At 73.8% G+C, this 15,149-nt stretch carries 15 protein-coding genes; 4 read left to right on the top strand and 11 right to left on the bottom strand.

Going from position 1 to position 15,149, the window contains the following annotated elements:
- Window position 1 precedes the first annotated feature (1 nt).
- The 3 genes from Ae150APs1_RS26935 to Ae150APs1_RS26925 are packed head-to-tail and all read right to left on the bottom strand — an operon-like array spanning window position 2 to window position 1,661.
- Window positions 2-439 carry an SRPBCC family protein gene (locus Ae150APs1_RS26935; RefSeq protein WP_060572709.1) on the bottom strand — a complete coding sequence of 146 codons (438 nt, stop codon included), beginning with the start codon at window positions 437-439 and terminating at the stop codon, window positions 2-4.
- A gap of 21 nt (window positions 440-460) precedes the next feature.
- Complete coding sequence (locus tag Ae150APs1_RS26930; RefSeq protein WP_075301088.1) at window positions 461-1,255, bottom strand: metallophosphoesterase; 795 nt, start codon at window positions 1,253-1,255, stop codon at window positions 461-463.
- Between the two features lies 1 nt (window position 1,256).
- Window positions 1,257-1,661, bottom strand: a complete 405-nt coding sequence (locus Ae150APs1_RS26925; protein ID WP_083680533.1) for a polyketide cyclase / dehydrase and lipid transport — start codon at window positions 1,659-1,661, stop codon at window positions 1,257-1,259.
- Window positions 1,662-1,880: 219 nt separating this feature from the next.
- Between Ae150APs1_RS26925 and Ae150APs1_RS26920 the strand changes: the two genes are divergently transcribed.
- Window positions 1,881-3,725: an AMP-dependent synthetase/ligase gene (locus tag Ae150APs1_RS26920; RefSeq protein ID WP_010230649.1), complete on the top strand. Its 1,845-nt coding sequence runs from the start codon at window positions 1,881-1,883 to the stop codon at window positions 3,723-3,725.
- A gap of 52 nt (window positions 3,726-3,777) precedes the next feature.
- Here Ae150APs1_RS26920 and Ae150APs1_RS26915 read toward each other — a convergent pair whose 3' ends face one another.
- A complete protein-coding gene (locus Ae150APs1_RS26915) occupies window positions 3,778-4,251 on the bottom strand; it encodes an RDD family protein (RefSeq protein ID WP_075301086.1) in 474 nt (157 codons plus the stop codon).
- 185 nt (window positions 4,252-4,436) lie between these two features.
- Here Ae150APs1_RS26915 and glnA point away from each other — a divergent pair, with 185 nt between their 5' ends.
- On the top strand, window positions 4,437-5,858 hold the full coding sequence (gene glnA, locus Ae150APs1_RS26910; RefSeq protein ID WP_075301084.1) for a type I glutamate--ammonia ligase: 1,422 nt from the start codon (window positions 4,437-4,439) through the stop codon (window positions 5,856-5,858).
- 361 nt (window positions 5,859-6,219) lie between these two features.
- Window positions 6,220-6,699 carry a hypothetical protein gene (locus Ae150APs1_RS26905; protein WP_075301082.1) on the top strand — a complete coding sequence of 160 codons (480 nt, stop codon included), beginning with the start codon at window positions 6,220-6,222 and terminating at the stop codon, window positions 6,697-6,699.
- Window positions 6,700-6,789: 90 nt separating this feature from the next.
- On the opposite strand, the gene Ae150APs1_RS26900 is transcribed toward Ae150APs1_RS26905, so the two are convergent.
- The 5 genes from Ae150APs1_RS26900 to Ae150APs1_RS26880 form a co-directional block, all read right to left on the bottom strand.
- Window positions 6,790-7,056, bottom strand: coding sequence for a GlsB/YeaQ/YmgE family stress response membrane protein (locus tag Ae150APs1_RS26900; RefSeq protein WP_010230637.1), 267 nt, complete (start codon window positions 7,054-7,056; stop codon window positions 6,790-6,792).
- A 566-nt stretch (window positions 7,057-7,622) separates the two neighbouring features.
- Window positions 7,623-8,057: a heme-binding protein gene (locus tag Ae150APs1_RS26895; protein WP_075301080.1), complete on the bottom strand. Its 435-nt coding sequence runs from the start codon at window positions 8,055-8,057 to the stop codon at window positions 7,623-7,625.
- Window positions 8,058-8,091: 34 nt separating this feature from the next.
- Entirely contained in the window at window positions 8,092-8,514 is a 423-nt protein-coding gene (locus Ae150APs1_RS26890; RefSeq protein WP_010230635.1) for a nitroreductase/quinone reductase family protein, read from the bottom strand.
- Between the two features lie 24 nt (window positions 8,515-8,538).
- Window positions 8,539-9,258 carry a M50 family metallopeptidase gene (locus Ae150APs1_RS26885; RefSeq protein WP_010230634.1) on the bottom strand — a complete coding sequence of 240 codons (720 nt, stop codon included), beginning with the start codon at window positions 9,256-9,258 and terminating at the stop codon, window positions 8,539-8,541.
- A 66-nt stretch (window positions 9,259-9,324) separates the two neighbouring features.
- Window positions 9,325-10,212, bottom strand: coding sequence for a TIGR03619 family F420-dependent LLM class oxidoreductase (locus tag Ae150APs1_RS26880; protein ID WP_075301078.1), 888 nt, complete (start codon window positions 10,210-10,212; stop codon window positions 9,325-9,327).
- Window positions 10,213-10,249: 37 nt separating this feature from the next.
- Between Ae150APs1_RS26880 and Ae150APs1_RS26875 the strand changes: the two genes are divergently transcribed.
- Window positions 10,250-11,197, top strand: coding sequence for a MerR family transcriptional regulator (locus tag Ae150APs1_RS26875; RefSeq protein WP_075301076.1), 948 nt, complete (start codon window positions 10,250-10,252; stop codon window positions 11,195-11,197).
- A 7-nt stretch (window positions 11,198-11,204) separates the two neighbouring features.
- On the opposite strand, the gene Ae150APs1_RS26870 is transcribed toward Ae150APs1_RS26875, so the two are convergent.
- Together Ae150APs1_RS26870 and Ae150APs1_RS26865 are read right to left on the bottom strand one after the other, a co-directional pair.
- Complete coding sequence (locus tag Ae150APs1_RS26870) at window positions 11,205-14,243, bottom strand: bifunctional [glutamine synthetase] adenylyltransferase/[glutamine synthetase]-adenylyl-L-tyrosine phosphorylase (protein ID WP_212567265.1); 3,039 nt, start codon at window positions 14,241-14,243, stop codon at window positions 11,205-11,207.
- Between the two features lie 41 nt (window positions 14,244-14,284).
- Window positions 14,285-15,127, bottom strand: coding sequence for an alpha/beta hydrolase (locus Ae150APs1_RS26865; RefSeq protein ID WP_075301072.1), 843 nt, complete (start codon window positions 15,125-15,127; stop codon window positions 14,285-14,287).
- Window positions 15,128-15,149: the final 22 nt, after the last annotated feature.

The raw sequence follows: 15,149 nt of genomic DNA, 5'->3' as shown, positions 1-15,149 counted from the left end.
GTCAGCTCTTCTCGACCCTCCGCTTGAGACCCTTCAGCGCCGCGTCGATGATCACCTTCTCGGCCTTGCGGCGGAGCATCCCGATCATCGGGAAGTTCACCTCGACCGAGAGCTCGTAGGTGACGGTGGTGCCGCCGCCGTCGGGATCCAGGCGGTAGGCACCGTCCTGCGCCTTCTGGATCCCGCCCTTGACCAGCGTCCAGGACACCGAGCGGTCGTCACCCGCCCAGTCGTAGTCGAGGGTGTAGGAGTCCTTGATCGCGCCGGCGTCCATCGAGAAGCGGACCTGCCTCGCCCGCTCCCCGGCGCCCGGGTCCAGGATCTCGACGGCGGTGATCTGGTCGGTCCACTCCGGGTACGACTCGAAGTCCGCGATGACCGCCATCACCTGGTCCGGCGGGGCGTCGATGTGGATCGAGGACGTGGTCGCGTCGGCCATGGCGGGGAGGCTATCCGGTACCTAGGTCCACAGCACGTAGGGCCGTTGCAGGGCGCGGAAGTGTCCCGCGTTCACGCACTCGGTGCGCCCGATCCGCGCGCGGCGGTGCAGCGGCTGGTGGACGTGCCCGAACAGCGCGTGCGACGGCTGCTCGGCCGCGATCCGCCCCGCGAGCGGGCGGCTGGCGATCTCCGCACGGCGGGTCACGACGTCGTAGGTGAGCGCGGGGTGCTCCGGCGGGACGTGCGTGCAGAGCACGTCGGCGGGCCCGAGCGCGTCGAGCCGGGCGGTCCACTCGTCGTGGCCGAGGAAGTGCGGCCGCCACGGGCCGTTGCGGCGCGGGTCGACACCGGGTGGCAGCGGCACCCCGCCGAGGAACCCGACGCGCACGCCCCCGATCTCGATCACCCGGCCGTCCGCGGCGGTGACGCCGTCGGCCTCGGGCCAGGCGTGCGGCATGTCGACGTTGCCGGGGATCGCCCAGACCGGGACGCCGAGCCCGGACAGCACCCCGAACAGCTCGGCGTACTGCTCGGCGACGGCCTCCTCGACCGCCGCGGCCGGGTCGGCGAACCGCGCCCAGGAGCGCTCCAGGAGGCCGAGCATCTGCGCGCGGGGCGCCCCGACCCGGCGCATCCGGCCGAACTCGGCGGCGCTCCCGGTGCCCAGCAGCCGGGAGACGATGCCGTTCTCCGGGTCGCGGTAGTCGATGAACTCCAGCAGGTCGCCGAGGACGATCAGGCCGTCCGCGCCGTCGGCGGCCCGCGCGAGCGCCCCGGCGTTGCCGTGGACGTCGGAGACGACGTGCACCCGCACGTCAGGACTCCCCCGCCGGCGCGACACCGGCCGGACGCCTGCCCTCGAGGCGGCGCTTGAGCGCGAAGGCGTGCGCCTTGAACGCCCGGTGCCTGCGGTCGGTCTCCGCCCGGTTCCACCGGGCACGGCGCAGCCGCCCGCCGCCGGGACCGGGCCCCGACGGGTCGGCGCGCAGGAAGAAGTGCAGGACGGTGCCGTCGAGCACCTCCTCGCACCAGACCTCCATGGTCCCGGTCATGGCTCCGGTGACGGTCCAGCGGAGCCCGGACGGACCGCGGTCGTGCGCGATCTCCGGCCGCAGGTCCGGCCAGTACGACGGCCACCGCGACGGGTCGGCGAACTCCGCCGCCACCCGCTCACGGGGCACGGCCAGGAACGTCTCGTCGATCACGTCCACCGCCGGCACACCGGCCAGCGTGCCACCCGCCCCGCGGCCCGCCGACGGGGGTACCGTGCCGCCCGCGGCACGGCCGTCGGTGACCGCTCCGCATCCGTAATGCCCGATTCGATGTACTCGATCCCTACTTACCGGTAGGTTCGGGCTCCAGCAGGTCGGCACCGGTGCCCGTCACCGGTACCGGACCGAGCGCCATGCCCTGTCGAGGCCGCCAGGAGGTCGATCCCCGTGCGTGAGTACAGCGTCCCCGCGAAGGTGTCGGTGGGAGCCGAGGAGTCGCTCTCCGACGCCGTCTTCACCAACGCCGCGGAGCATCCCACGGATGTCCTCTACCGGCGCAAGGACGCCACCGGCGCCTGGACCGAGGTCACCGCCCGGGAGTTCGCCGAGCAGGTGACCCGGCTCGCCGCCGGTCTCGTCGCCGCCGGCGTGCAGGCCGGTGACCGGATCGCCCTGCTGTCCCGCACCCGCTACGAGTGGACGCTGTTCGACTACGCGATCCTCGCCGCCGGAGCCGTGACCGTGCCCATCTACGAGACGTCGTCGCCGGACCAGATCGGCTGGATCCTCTCGGACTCGGGCGCCGTCGCGATCGTCGTCGAGACGGCCGAGCACGCGGCGTCGGTCGAGAAGGTCCGCGCGGACCTGCCGGGCCTGCGCCACGTCTGGCAGATGGAGCCGTCCGCGGCGGCGCCGGACTCGCCGTCGGCCGTGGAGCAGCTCGGCGGGCTCGGCTCCGACACGTCCGACGACGTCGTCCACGAGCGCCGGGGCGGCGTCCGCGCCGACGACCTGTGCACGCTGATCTACACCTCGGGCACGACGGGCCGACCCAAGGGCTGCGAGCTCACCCACCGGAACCTGCTCACCGAGTGCCGGACCATCACCGCGACGGTCCCGGACCTGCTCGCCGCCGGCGGTTCGGTGCTGCTGTTCCTCCCGCTCGCGCACGTGTTCGGCAAGGCGATCCAGTGCGGCGCGCTGACCAGCCGGACGACGGTCGGGCACAGCCCCGACGTCAAGAACCTCCTGCCCGACCTGGCCGAGTTCCGCCCGACCTTCCTGCTCGCGGTGCCGCGGGTGTTCGAGAAGGTCTACAACGGCGCGCGGCTCAAGGCCCACAACGACGGCAAGGGCAAGATCTTCGACACGGCCGCGGACACCGCGATCGCCTACTCCGAGGCGCTCGACGCCGGCGGCCCCGGCCTGCTGCTCAAGGCCCGGCACGCGCTGTTCGACAAGCTCGTCTACGGCAAGCTGCGCGCCGCCGTCGGCGGGAACGTCCGGGCGGCCGTGTCCGGCTCGGCGCCGCTCGGCGCCCGTCTCGGCCACTTCTTCCGCGGCATCGGCCTGCCCGTCCTGGAGGGCTACGGCCTGACCGAGACCTCGGCCGGCATCACCCTGAACACGCTCGACGCGCAGCGGGTCGGCTCGGTCGGCCGCCCGGTGCCCGGCTGCGCGGCCCGGATCGCCGAGGACGGCGAGATCCTGCTCCGTGGCGACATCGTCTTCCGCGGCTACTGGAACAACGAGGAAGCCAGCAAGGAGGCCCTCGAACAGGACGGCTGGTTCCACTCCGGCGACATCGGCGAGATCGACGACGCCGGCTTCGTGACGATCACCGGCCGGAAGAAGGAGATCATCGTCACCGCCGGGGGGAAGAACGTCGCACCCGCGGTGCTCGAGGACCGGCTGCGGGCACACCCGCTGGTCGGGCAGTGCATCGTGCTCGGCGACCAGAAGCCCTTCATCTCCGCACTGGTCACGATCGACCCGGAGGCCCTGCCGGGCTGGCGCGAGCGCAACGGCAAGCCGGCCGGGGACGGTGCGTCCGCGGCCGACCTGATCGACGACCCGGAGCTGCGCGGCGAGGTCGCCGCGGCGGTCGAGGAGGCCAACCAGGCGGTGTCGCGCGCCGAGCAGATCCGCAAGTTCCGGATCCTGCCGACCGACTTCACCGAGGCCGGCGGCGAGCTGACGCCGACGATGAAGGTCAAGCGCAAGGTCGTCCTCGACTCCTACGCCGACGACATCGAGGCGCTCTACTCCGGCTCCACGGCCGACCGGAGCTGACACCTCCCGCCTGCGGCCCGCCGGGTCGCAGGCGGGGCCGGGCGGGTCCGGGTCAGGCGCGGACGGTCCGGACGACGATCGTCGTGCTCGCCCGGTCGTGCCAGCCGCGGCCGTCGGAGTCGAGGAAGAACGGCGGCAGGACGACCGCGATCATCGCGGTCCGGACCAGCGCCTTCGACACGCCCACCTGCTGCGCCATGTCGGTGCGGGCCACCCGCATGCCGAGCGCGAGGTGCCCGGGGCTGCCACCGAGGACCGCCACCGTCAGCACGGTGATCACGAACCAGGTGCCGAGGATCCACCAGCCGAAGTCGGACGTGCCGATCGCCGCGCTCCCGGCGACGAGCAGGACCAGCAGGTAGGCCAGCAGCCAGTCGAGGCACACGCCGAGCAGACGGCGGCCGAAGCCCGCGACCGAGTAGTGCCCCGACGCGGGTAACCCGAACTGCTTCCCCCGGTGTCCGCCCGGGTCGGCGCCGCTCCCGGAGGGTGAACCGGGCTGCCAGGACTCGATCCAGCGGGCCATGGCTTCTAGCCTAGGCGCCACATCGACAGCGCCGCCGCCGACGGGTACCGGACATCCGGCACGAATGTGATCGGCGTCGCGCGCCGGTCAGTTAACGTCGGTGAAACAGGTGAGTGATGGGTGAGCAACACGGTCCTCCTACCGTCACCCACGATCTCCACCAGCGATTGAAGGAGCCCGAGAGAGTGTTCAGCAACGCCGAAGAGGTACTCAAGTACATCTCGGACGAGAAGGTCGAGTACGTCGACATCAGGTTCTGCGACCTGCCCGGCGTCATGCAGCACCTCACCGTCCCCGCCAAGACGGCCGGCGACCTCCTGGAGAACGGTGCCGCGTTCGACGGTTCCTCCGTCCGCGGTTTCCAGGCGATCAACGAGTCCGACATGGCGCTGTACCCGGACACCACGACCGCGCGCGTCGACCCGTTCCGCAAGCACAAGACGCTGAACGTCAACTTCTTCGTGCACGACCCGGTCACCGGTGAGCCCTACTCCCGTGACCCGCGCAACATCGCACGCAAGGCCGAGGAGTACCTGGCCGCGTCGGGCATCGCCGACACCGCGTTCATGGCGCCCGAGGCCGAGTTCTACGTCTTCGACTCGATCCGCTTCGGCACCGACCCGCACCAGGCGTACCACCACATCGACTCCGCCGAGGGCTGGTGGAACACCGGCCGCGACGAGGTCGGCGGGAACCTGGGCTACAAGGTCAACTACAAGGGCGGCTACTTCCCCGTCCCGCCGGTCGACCACTACGCCGACCTGCGTGCCGACATCGTCAGCACCATGCAGGAGTCGGGCTTCGAGGTGGAGCGCGAGCACCACGAGGTCGGCACCGCCGGGCAGGCGGAGATCAACTACAAGTTCGACACCCTGCTCAGCGCGGCCGACGACATCATGCTCTTCAAGTACCTGGTGAAGAACGTGGCGTGGCAGAACGGCAAGACCGCGACCTTCATGCCGAAGCCGCTGTTCGGCGACAACGGCTCGGGCATGCACGTCCACCAGTCGCTCTGGAAGGACGGCCAGCCGCTCTTCCACGACGAGTCCGGCTACGGCGGCCTGTCCGACACCGCGCGCTACTACATCGGCGGCCTGCTGCACCACGCGCCGTCGCTGCTGGCGTTCACCAACCCGACGGTGAACTCCTACCACCGCCTGGTCCCGGGCTTCGAGGCGCCGGTCAACCTGGTCTACTCGGCCCGGAACCGCTCGGCCTGCATCCGGATCCCGCTGTCCGGTGACAGCCCGAAGGCCAAGCGCATCGAGTTCCGCTGCCCCGACTCGTCCGGCAACCCGTACCTCGCCTTCTCGGCGATGCTGATGGCCGGCCTCGACGGGATCAAGAACAAGATCGAGCCGCCGGCGCCGATCGACAAGGACCTGTACGAGCTCCCGCCGGAGGAGGCCAAGGACATCGCGCAGGTCCCGGGCAGCCTCGGCGCCGTCATCGACAAGCTCGAGGAGGACCACGACTACCTGCTCGAGGGTGGCGTGTTCACCCCGGACCTGATCGAGACCTGGATCCAGTACAAGCGGGAGAACGAGATCGACCCGCTGCGGCTGCGCCCGCACCCGTACGAGTTCGCCCTGTACTACGACGTGTGATCGGAACGGCCTCCTGACCTGGTGATCCTCGTCGGGCGGCCGTGATCAGGCCGTCAGACTCGAAGGCCCGGTGTTCCTGTCCCCGGACGGGAGCACCGGGCCTTCGTCGTGCCCGGGACGAGGCTCGGGCAGGAGAGAGATCGTGGGGAGGCGCCAGGTCCGACACCGCAGCCCCCGGAGGGCGACCGGGGACAGATCCGCGCAACAGGAGATCGACACCGTCGGCCCGCCGCTACCATCCCGTCGCGACCGGGCGGGGGTGCAGAGATGGTCGAGCCGGAACACGCGCTACACGTTGCACTCCCGGGCCCGCTGCCGTGCGTTCGATCCCGTCTCGCCACCCACGGAAGGACCGTCTGACATGCCCCGTCTCGGGATCACCGGGCACTCGAAGCTCACCCGCGCCTCGGTGCCGCTGGTCGCCGCCGCCCTCCGCGACGAGCTCCGGTCGCACCCGGCCCCGCTGGTCGGGGTGTCGTGCCTCGCCCGCGGCGCGGACCAGCTGTTCGCCGACGCGGTCCTCGGCGCCGGCGGCGACCTCGTCGTCGTGCTGCCCTCCGAGGACTACCGGAGCAGCAAGGTCGAGCCCGGGAACCGCGACGAGTTCGAGCGGCTCCACGCCCGCGCGGCGGAGGTGCGGGTGCTGCCGTTCGGCACCGCGGACCGCGACGCCTACGCCGCCGCCGGACGGGCCGTGCTCGACGACGTCGACCTGCTCGTCGCCGTCTGGGACGGGGCCCCGCCCGACGGCAGGGGCGGCACCGGGGACACCGTGCGCGAGGCCCGCGACCTCGGGATCCCCGTCACCGTCGTCTGGCCCGACGGCGCCGAGCGGCTCTGACCGCTCCCCCGCGGTCCACGATCCGGCCCTGCACACACGACGGCGCCGCCCGGACGGATCCGGACGGCGCCGTGGTGCTGATGGTGTGGCTCAGCGGCCGATCTTCTTGCGCCCCGTGATCTGGTTGTAGACCACGAGCACGATGATCGCGCCGATGATCGAGCCGATCCAGCTCGACGGCGAGAAGCTGCTGAAACCGGTGAAGATGCTGGCCAGCGCACCGCCGACGAACGAGCCGACGATACCCAGCAGGATCGTGCGCAGGATCCCGATGTCGTCCTTGCCCGGGACGACGGCACGGGCGATGAAGCCCGCGACGAGACCCAGGACGATCCACCCGAGAATGGTCCACAGCATGACGTTTCCTCCTTGTTCCGGACCGTCCCCCGACGGACCTCGTGGCGGCCGGGCGGCCGACCTGGACACCGAGTGACCAACCGGCCGCCGGTCGAAACGTGGCTGACGGTAGCCGTCACAGGTCACATCGGCATCGCGGAAACACCCTCGTACCCGATCCGGTGTCCCTGGTCCCGGATCGGGGGACTCCCCGATGCGCCCGGACGGCGGCGCGCCGCGACCCCCGGTCCCGATCACCGTCCGTCGGGACGGTACGGTCGCAGAATCGGTCCAGTCGTCGGCTCGCCGCCCGCGTTCGCGGGAGCGTTGACAACTGCCCGAACGGACTGGTTGACTCCGAGTCACCGTGTTCCGCGTCACATCGGATGAGGGCTGTACCTGCCCGACCACGAACGGTGACGTCCCGACTGCGCAGCGCCGCAGCCACCACCACGCGACACCCCGCACGCGCCATCGTCCGCGCGTGCCCACGCACGTGCACGGCCCTTCCTCGGCGGCAGGGCCGTGTCCCCTCCGCGCCCCCGGGCTGACCTCGTCGCCCGGGGGTGCGGCTCGTCGTGGAGGTGTTACTCCGCGCCGGTGACGGCGACGAGACCCGCGGCCTCGATCCCGGCGACGGCGGCGGCCTCGTCGTTCAGCGACGCGTCCCCGGTCACGCCGACCGCGCCGAGCAGCGTCCCCTGGGCGTCCTTGACGAACACGCCACCGGGCACGGAGAGGATCTTGCCGTCGGCGAGGTTCGCGACCGAGGTGAAGAACTCGGGCGAGTCCGCGGCCCGCGCGGCGATCGCCCGGTTGGTCATGCCCAGCGCCAGGACCCCGCTCGCCTTGCCGGTCGCGAGGTCGGGGCGGAGGAACCCGGAGCCGTCCTGCCGGGACAGCGTCACGACGGCGCCGCCCGGGTCGAGCACGGCGACCGTCAGCGGGTTGAAGCCCTGCTCGGTGCCGTGCTCCAGCGCGGCGGCGGCGATGGTCTGGGCCTGCTCGAGGGTGATCGTCATGCTGCCGAGCCTGCCATTCCGGACGTTCCGGTGCTCACTGCGGGGTGAGCGCCACCAGCGGGATGGTCCGGTCGGTCTTGCGCTCGTAGTCGGCGAAGCCGCCGTTGTTGTCCTTGATCCACGTCCAGACCCGGTCCCGGTCGGCGGTCCCGAGCTCGCTCGCGTGCACGCGGACCGTCTCGACGGTGCCCGCGCCGTCGGCGATCTCGGCCACGACGTCGGGATTCGCCATCAGGTTGTGGAACCAGGCCGGGTGCTTCGGCGCCCCGGCCGCGGACGCGACGACGACGTAGGAGTCGCCGTCGGCGAACCAGCGCAGCGGCGCGACCCGCTCCGTGCCGCTCTTCGCCCCGACGTGGTGGACCAGCACCATCGGGAGGCCGGTGAACGGCTCACCGACCCGGCCGTCGTTCTCCCGGAACTCGCGGATGACCCGGCTGTTGAAGTCCTCTGCCATGCCGCCGATCCTTCCAGCTCCGGCTCACGCCGGGGCGCCGCCGGGCGCGAAGACCACCCAACCGGCGGCCCCCGTCGCGACCACGGCGGCGATCAGGAAGAACCCGGCCCACGCCCCGCCCGACAGCGGCGTCAGCTCGGCGAGCCGGTCGGCGTCGGAGTGCCGCAGCCGGCCGCCGCGCCGCCCGCGCCGCAGCTCGGTGCAGGCCTTCACCCCGCCGAACAGCAGGAACCAGGCCAGCGCGGCGGCGAACCCGGTGCGCAGGTCCTCCTCGGCGCGCAGCGCGACCAGCACCAGCACCGCCCCGGTGACGACCACGGCGAGCCCGCCGTAGAGGTTGCGGATCTGCAGCAGCGTCGCCGCCAGCAGCGCCACCCCGATCCAGAGCATCGCCTGCGCCGCGTCCGAGGCGACCAGCACGGCCCCGCCGAGGCCGAGCAGCGGCGGGAAGACGTACCCGGCCAGGAACATCACGACGACACCGGGGCCGCGCCCGGCGCCCGTCGAGTAGGTGACCCCCGAGGAGTCGGCGTGCAGCCGGATCCCGGTCAGGCCGCGGCCCACCAGCACCGCGACCAGCGCGTGCCCGCCCTCGTGGGCGATCGTCACCGCGGTCCGGGTCAGCCGCCAGGTCGGGCGCCACGCGACCACGGCCAGTGCGAGCACGGCCGCCAGCAGCGACGCCGGTCGCGCCGCGACCAGGTCGTAGCCGCGGGTCAGCAGGTCCAGGGGATCCGGGGACACGCCGTCCAGTGAACCAGCGGCCGGGAACGCCCCGGGAGCCGGTCGCCCCGGCGCCGGACCGGTGCCTCACCCCCCGGCGGCGTCCAGGATCGCCCCGGCCAGGTCGAGCGCGGTACCGCAGTCCGCGCCCAGGTACATGAGGTCGACGAAGGCGTGCTCGATCTCCGTCTCCGCCCGCACCCGGCGCAGCAGCGCGACCGCGTCGGCGGCCGACGACCCCGGCGGCAGGTTGACCCGCAGCACCGCACCGACCGCGCCTGGACCGCGACCGGCGTCCGCCGCGGCCGCCCGCAGCTCCGCCCACGGCCGCGAGACGGCCCGGCCGAGGTCCGGCACGCCCGGGGTCACGACCGGCAGGAACCCGTCGGCCCGCTCGGCGATCCGCCGCCGCGCCCGCGGCGCGAACCCGGCCAGGTAGACCGGGATCCCGTGCGGCTTGACCTCGACGTGCGACGGCGCGATGGACACGTTCTTGCCCCGGTAGGTGACCGGGTCGTCGTGCCACCAGGCGTCGAACACGTCGAGGGCCTCGTCGAGGCGGGCGCCCCGCTCGGACATCGGGACGCCCACCGCGTCGTACTCCTCGGGCGACCAGCCGGTGCCCAGGCCGAGCAGCAGCCGTCCCCCGGAGATCCGGTCGACGGTCAGCGCGTGCCGCGCCAGCAGCGCCGGCGGGTACCACGGCGCGTTCAGCGTGCTCGTGCCCAGCTGCACCCGGGTGGTCACCGCCGCGGCCGCGGTGAGCAGCGCGAGCGGGTCGTGCGACGCCCGGAACTCGGCCGGGATCGTGTCGCTCCCGGCGTACCCGACGGACGGGTCGACGGCCGCCAGCAGCCGGTCGCCCGTCCAGAGGCTCGCCGCGCCGCGTTCCTCCGCACCCGCGGCGAACCGCATCGTCTCCTCCACCCGGGCGGCGGCCCCGCCGAACTGCGGGATCCCGAATCCGATTCGCACTTGACCTCCAGTGGCTGGAACCCGCGACGCTGTCGGGGTGACCGCGTCGCACACCCATGATCACCCCGTCGTCCTGAGCATCGGGCAACTGTCCGGACGGACCGGGGTGCCGGTCCGCACGATCCGCTTCTGGTCGGACGAGGGCCTGGTGCCCTCGGCCCGCAGCGGAGCGGGCCACCGGGTGTACGACGCGGCCGCCGTGGCCCGGCTCGACCTGGTCCGGACCCTGCGCGAGCTGGGGCTGGGCCTGGACGACGTGCGTTCCGTGCTGTCCCGCCGGCGGGGGGTCGGCGAGATCGCGGAGGCGCACGCACGGGCCCTGGAGAGCCGGATCCGGGAGCTGAGGGCGCAGCGCGCGGTGTGCGTGCTGCTCGCCCGGACCGGTACCGAACCCGACGAGAGGAGCGTGACCCTGATGAACGACCTCGCACGGCTGTCCGCGGCCGAGCGCCAGCACATGATCGACGAGTTCGTCACCGAGGCGTTCGCCGGCACCGACCCGGCGGCGCCGGGTGCCGGCATCGCCGACGGGATGCGGATGCTGCCCACGGAGCTGCCCGACGACCCGACACCGGAGCAGGTGTCGGCCTGGGTGGAGCTGGCCGAGCTGATCCGGGACCCGGGCTTCACGGCCCGGGTCCGGGAGATGGCCGTCGCCGGTGCGGGATCGTCCGCGCCGGAGCACCAGGAGCGGCAGGCCGACCCGGCCGCCGTCGCCGAGCACGCCGGGGCCGCACTGGCCGCGGGCGTCGACCCGGCGAGCGCCGAGGCGGCCGCGGTGCTGGAGCGGATCCCGGGCGCCGCCGGGCTCGACGCCGCGGCCCGGGTCCGGGCGGCCGGCACCGTCGAGCTGTTCGCGGACCGCCGGGTCGAGCGCTACTGGGCGCTGCTCGGCACGCTGAACGGCTGGCCGGCCCGGGAGCCGGTGATCCCGGCGTTCGAATGGTTCGCGGCGGCGCTGCGGTCCGCCCCGGTGGACGGCTGAGCGGCGCTCAGTCCTCCGTCCAGCCGTAGAACACCCGCTCGACGACGTTCCGCGCGCGCCGGGTGACGCGCCGGTAGTCGTCGAGGAACTCGCCAGGGTCCCCGCCCGCCGGGTACCCGAGCGCCGCGGCGACGGCGACCAGCTCCCGCCCCGAGCGCGGGAGCTGGTCCCCCGGCTTGCCCTTCACCAGCATGATCGCGTTCCGGGCGCTGGTCGCGGTCCGCCAGCCCTCCTCCAGCTCGCGGGCGTCGTCGGCGGGGAGCAGGCCGGCCTCGGTGGCCTCGTGCAACCCGTCGAGCGTCGAGGTCGTCCGCAGCTCGGGGACGTCGCCGGCGTGCTGCAGCTGCAGCAGCTGCACCGTCCACTCGACGTCGGCGAGCCCGCCGGACCCCAGCTTGGTGTGGGTGGTCCGGTCCGCGCCGCGGGGCAGCCGCTCGGCGTCGACCCGGGACTTGATCCGGCGGATCTCCACGACCGACGCCGCCGGGAGCCCGTCGGCCGGGTAGCGGATCGGGTCGATCAGCGTCGTGAACTCGCGCCCGAGCGCCCGGTCCCCCGCGACCGGCCGGGCGCGCAGCAGCGCCTGCGCCTCCCAGACCTCGCCCCAGCGGGCGTAGTACTCGCGGTACGACGCCAGGGTCCGCACCATCGGCCCGGACCGGCCCTCGGGCCGCAGGTCGGCGTCGACCGGCAGCGCCGGGTCCGGGCTCGGCGAGCCGAGCAGCCGCCGTACCCGTTCGACGACGCGCGTCGCCCACTTCACGGCCGTGTGGTCGTCGACGCCCTCGGCCGGGGAGCACACGAACATGACGTCGGCGTCGCTGCCGTAGCTCGACTCGCCGCCGCCGAACCGGCCCATGCCGATCACCGCGAGGGTGGCCCGGTCGTCGGGCTCGGACCGCAGGACGGCGTCCAGCGTCGCGGCGAGCACGGCCTCGTTCACCGAGTTCAGCGCTGCGCACACCTCGTCGACCTCGAGCACGCCGAGCAGGTCGGCGCAGGCGATCCGCAGCATCTCGTGCCGCCGGTACGAGCGCGCGGAGGCCACCGCGGCCTCCGGCGTCGACTGCCGGGCCACCGTGGCCCGCAGCGCCACCGACACCTCGGCCGGGTCCCGCGTCAGCTCCGGGCTCTGCACCCCCGAGGAGATCGCGAGCATCCGCAGCACCTCGGGCGCCCGCTGCAGCAGGTCCGGGACCAGCGCGGACGTCCCGAGAAGGGTCATCAGGCGCTGCGCGACGGCGCCCTCGTCGCGCAGCAGCCGCAGATACCAGGGGGTCGCGGCCAGCGCCTCCGACACCCGCCGGTAGGCCAGCAGCCCGCGGTCCGGGTCGGGGCTCTGGGACAGCTCGTCGAGCAGCACCGGCAGCAGCGCCCGCTGGATCGACGCCGCCCGCGAGACCCCGCCGGTGAGCGCGCGCAGGTGCCCGAGCGCGCCCTCGGCCGAGGCCCAGCCCAGCGCGGACAGCCGCGCCTTCGCCGCGTCCGGGGACAGGACGCCGTCGGCCTCCTCCCCCGCCAGCCGGGACACCGCGGTCAGCAGCGGCCGGTAGAAGAGCTTCTCGTGCAGCCGCGTCACCCGCCGCGCGTTGCGCTGCCACTCCGCGACGAGGACCCCGACGACGTCGCGGCGGCCGTCGGGGCGGATCCGCGCCGAGCGCGCCAGCCAGCGCAGCGCCTCGGTGTCGTCGGCAGCCGGCAGCAGGTGGGTGCGGCGCAGCTTCTGCAGCTGCAGCCGGTGCTCCAGCAGCCGCAGGAACCGGTACGACGCGGCCAGGTTCGCCCCGTCGTCGCGGCCCACGTAGCCGCCGTCGCTCAGCGCGGCGAGCGCACGCAGGGTGTTGCCGGAGTGCAGGGTGTCGTCGGTGCGGCCGTGCACCAGCTGCAGCAGCTGGACGGCGAACTCGACGTCGCGCAGGCCGCCGCGGCCGAGCTTGAGCTCCCGGTCCTTCTGGTCCGACGGGATGTTGTCGATCACCCGGGTGCGCATCGCCTGCACCTCGGCGACGAAGTCGTCGCGGGCCGACGCCTGCCACACCATCGGGGAGAGCGCCTCGACGTAGGCGGCACCGAGCGCGGGGTCCCCGGCGATCGGACGGGCCTTGAGCAGGGCCTGGAACTCCCAGGTCTTCGCCCAGCGCTTGTAGTACGTGACGTGCCCGTCGAGGGTGCGGACGAGCGCACCCTGCCTGCCCTCCGGGCGGAGGTTCGCGTCGACCTCGAAGCACGCCTCCCCGGCCACCCGCATCACCCGCGACGCCAGCTTCGTCGACGCCTGGGTGAGCTCCCCGCCGGGCTCGGCGACGAAGATGACGTCGACGTCAGAGACATAGTTCAGCTCCCGGCCGCCGCACTTGCCCATGCCGATCACGGCCAGCCGCAGCTCCTCCGGCGGGTCCTGCTCGGCGGCGGCGACCGCGAGCGCCGCCGCCAGCGCGGCCTCGGCCAGGTCGGCGAGCTGGGCGGCGACGTCGTCGACCTCCATCACCGGCAGCGTCGGGTCCCCGACGGCGGCCAGGTCCGCGGAGGCGAGGCCGAGCAGCTCGTCACGGTAGGCCGTGCGCAGCGCCGTGACGGCCTCGGCTCCGGTGAGGGTCGCGCGGGCGCCGCCCGGCGCCCCGGGCGGCGGAGCGGCGGGATCGGCACCGACGGCGCGCAGCAGGTGCGCGGTGCGCCGGGCCAGGTCCGGCGGCGGGTCCCGGCGGTCCGGGGTGTCGGCGAGCAGCGCACACCGGTCCGGGTGGGTGATCAGGTGGTCGCCGAGCGCCGTGGAGGAGCCCAGCGTCGCGAACAGCCGCCCGCGCAGGCCCGCGTCACCGCGGAGCGCGCGGTCGATCTCCGGCCAGGGGGGCGTCTGGGCGAGCCGCTCCACGGCGCGCAGCGCGAGGTCGCGGTCGGGGCTGCGGGCGAGCGCCCACATGATCTCCTCGCAGCCGCTGGCGGGGGCGTCGCCGTCCCACCAGCCCAGCTCGCGCAGCGTCGCGTCCGCATCCGGTCCGGGGAGTCCCAGCCGGGCCAGCGAGGTTCCCGTGCGCCGATCCATCACGGACGCCGATCCTGCCCCATCACGGCCGGGTCACGACGCCCCTACCGCCTGCGGCACGGGCCGCCGGTACCGGCGGCCTCCTCCCGGCCGGGCCGTGTCAGCTCGGCGAACACCGCATCCAGCGACGTCTCCGACGGCAGGTGACCCGGCTCGACCTGCTCGACGAGCCGGCCGCCGGGGAGCAGCTCGACGGTGGCCTCTGCCGCGTCGAACGGCACCTGGTCGTCGGCGCGGGAGTGCCGGACGGTGACCGGGCGGGCGACGTCGGACGGGGTGAAGCCCCACGGCCGCACCTGGAGCGCGGCCTCCCGGGCGGGGCCGGCCCATCCGTGGCCACTGATCTCCCGGAGGGCCTCCACCAGGTGCGGGTGGCCGGCGAACGCGGCGGCGAACCGGTCGTGCCCGGCGTCGAACCGGGCGGCGACGTCGCGCGGGTCGCCGTCGCGGAAGAACGCCCAGGCGTCGAGCGACGCCTGCGGGTAGCGGCCGCGCATGGCGTCGTCGTGGACGTAGGGCAGCCCGCTCAGGACCCAGCACTCCCGGACCCGCTCGGGCGCGAGCGCGGCGAGCGCGTAGGCGTACGGCGCCCCGGCCGAGATCCCGACGACGTCGACCGGCCGGCCGATCCACTCCAGCAGCGGCGCGACGGCAGGTACCCAGTCCGCGACCGCGCCGAACCCCGCGGGCGGCGAGACGCCGTAGCCCGGGCGTTCGGCGGCGATCAGCCGGACGCCGTGCCGTTCGGCCCGGTCCGACCATGCGGCCCCGACCACCGCCGAGCCGAACAGCCCGTGCAGCAGGAGGACGGGCGGCCCGTCCGACGGGCCGTACTCCGCGTAACCGATCGGCAGGCCGTGCCCGCCCGTGACCACAGCGCGTTCCACGCCGCGATACTAAGGCGAGCCT

The sequence above is a fragment of the Pseudonocardia sp. Ae150A_Ps1 genome, from assembly GCF_001932315.1.
Lineage (GTDB): Bacteria > Actinomycetota > Actinomycetes > Mycobacteriales > Pseudonocardiaceae > Pseudonocardia.
The sequence above is the reverse complement of the archived record's forward strand: the minus strand, read 5'-3'. Positions and strand labels throughout refer to the sequence as shown.

Bases quoted from the DNA above. Each gene is read 5' to 3' on its own strand.
- Ae150APs1_RS26935 (WP_060572709.1), bottom strand. From the start codon at position 439: ATGGCCGACGCGACCACGTCCTCGATCCACATCGACGCCCCGCCGGAC.
- Ae150APs1_RS26915 (WP_075301086.1), bottom strand. From the start codon at position 4,251: ATGGCCCGCTGGATCGAGTCCTGGCAGCCCGGTTCACCCTCCGGGAGC.
- Ae150APs1_RS26905 (WP_075301082.1), top strand. From the start codon at position 6,220: ATGCCCCGTCTCGGGATCACCGGGCACTCGAAGCTCACCCGCGCCTCG.
- Ae150APs1_RS26900 (WP_010230637.1), bottom strand. From the start codon at position 7,056: ATGCTGTGGACCATTCTCGGGTGGATCGTCCTGGGTCTCGTCGCGGGC.
- Ae150APs1_RS26895 (WP_075301080.1), bottom strand. From the start codon at position 8,057: ATGACGATCACCCTCGAGCAGGCCCAGACCATCGCCGCCGCCGCGCTG.
- Ae150APs1_RS26890 (WP_010230635.1), bottom strand. From the start codon at position 8,514: ATGGCAGAGGACTTCAACAGCCGGGTCATCCGCGAGTTCCGGGAGAAC.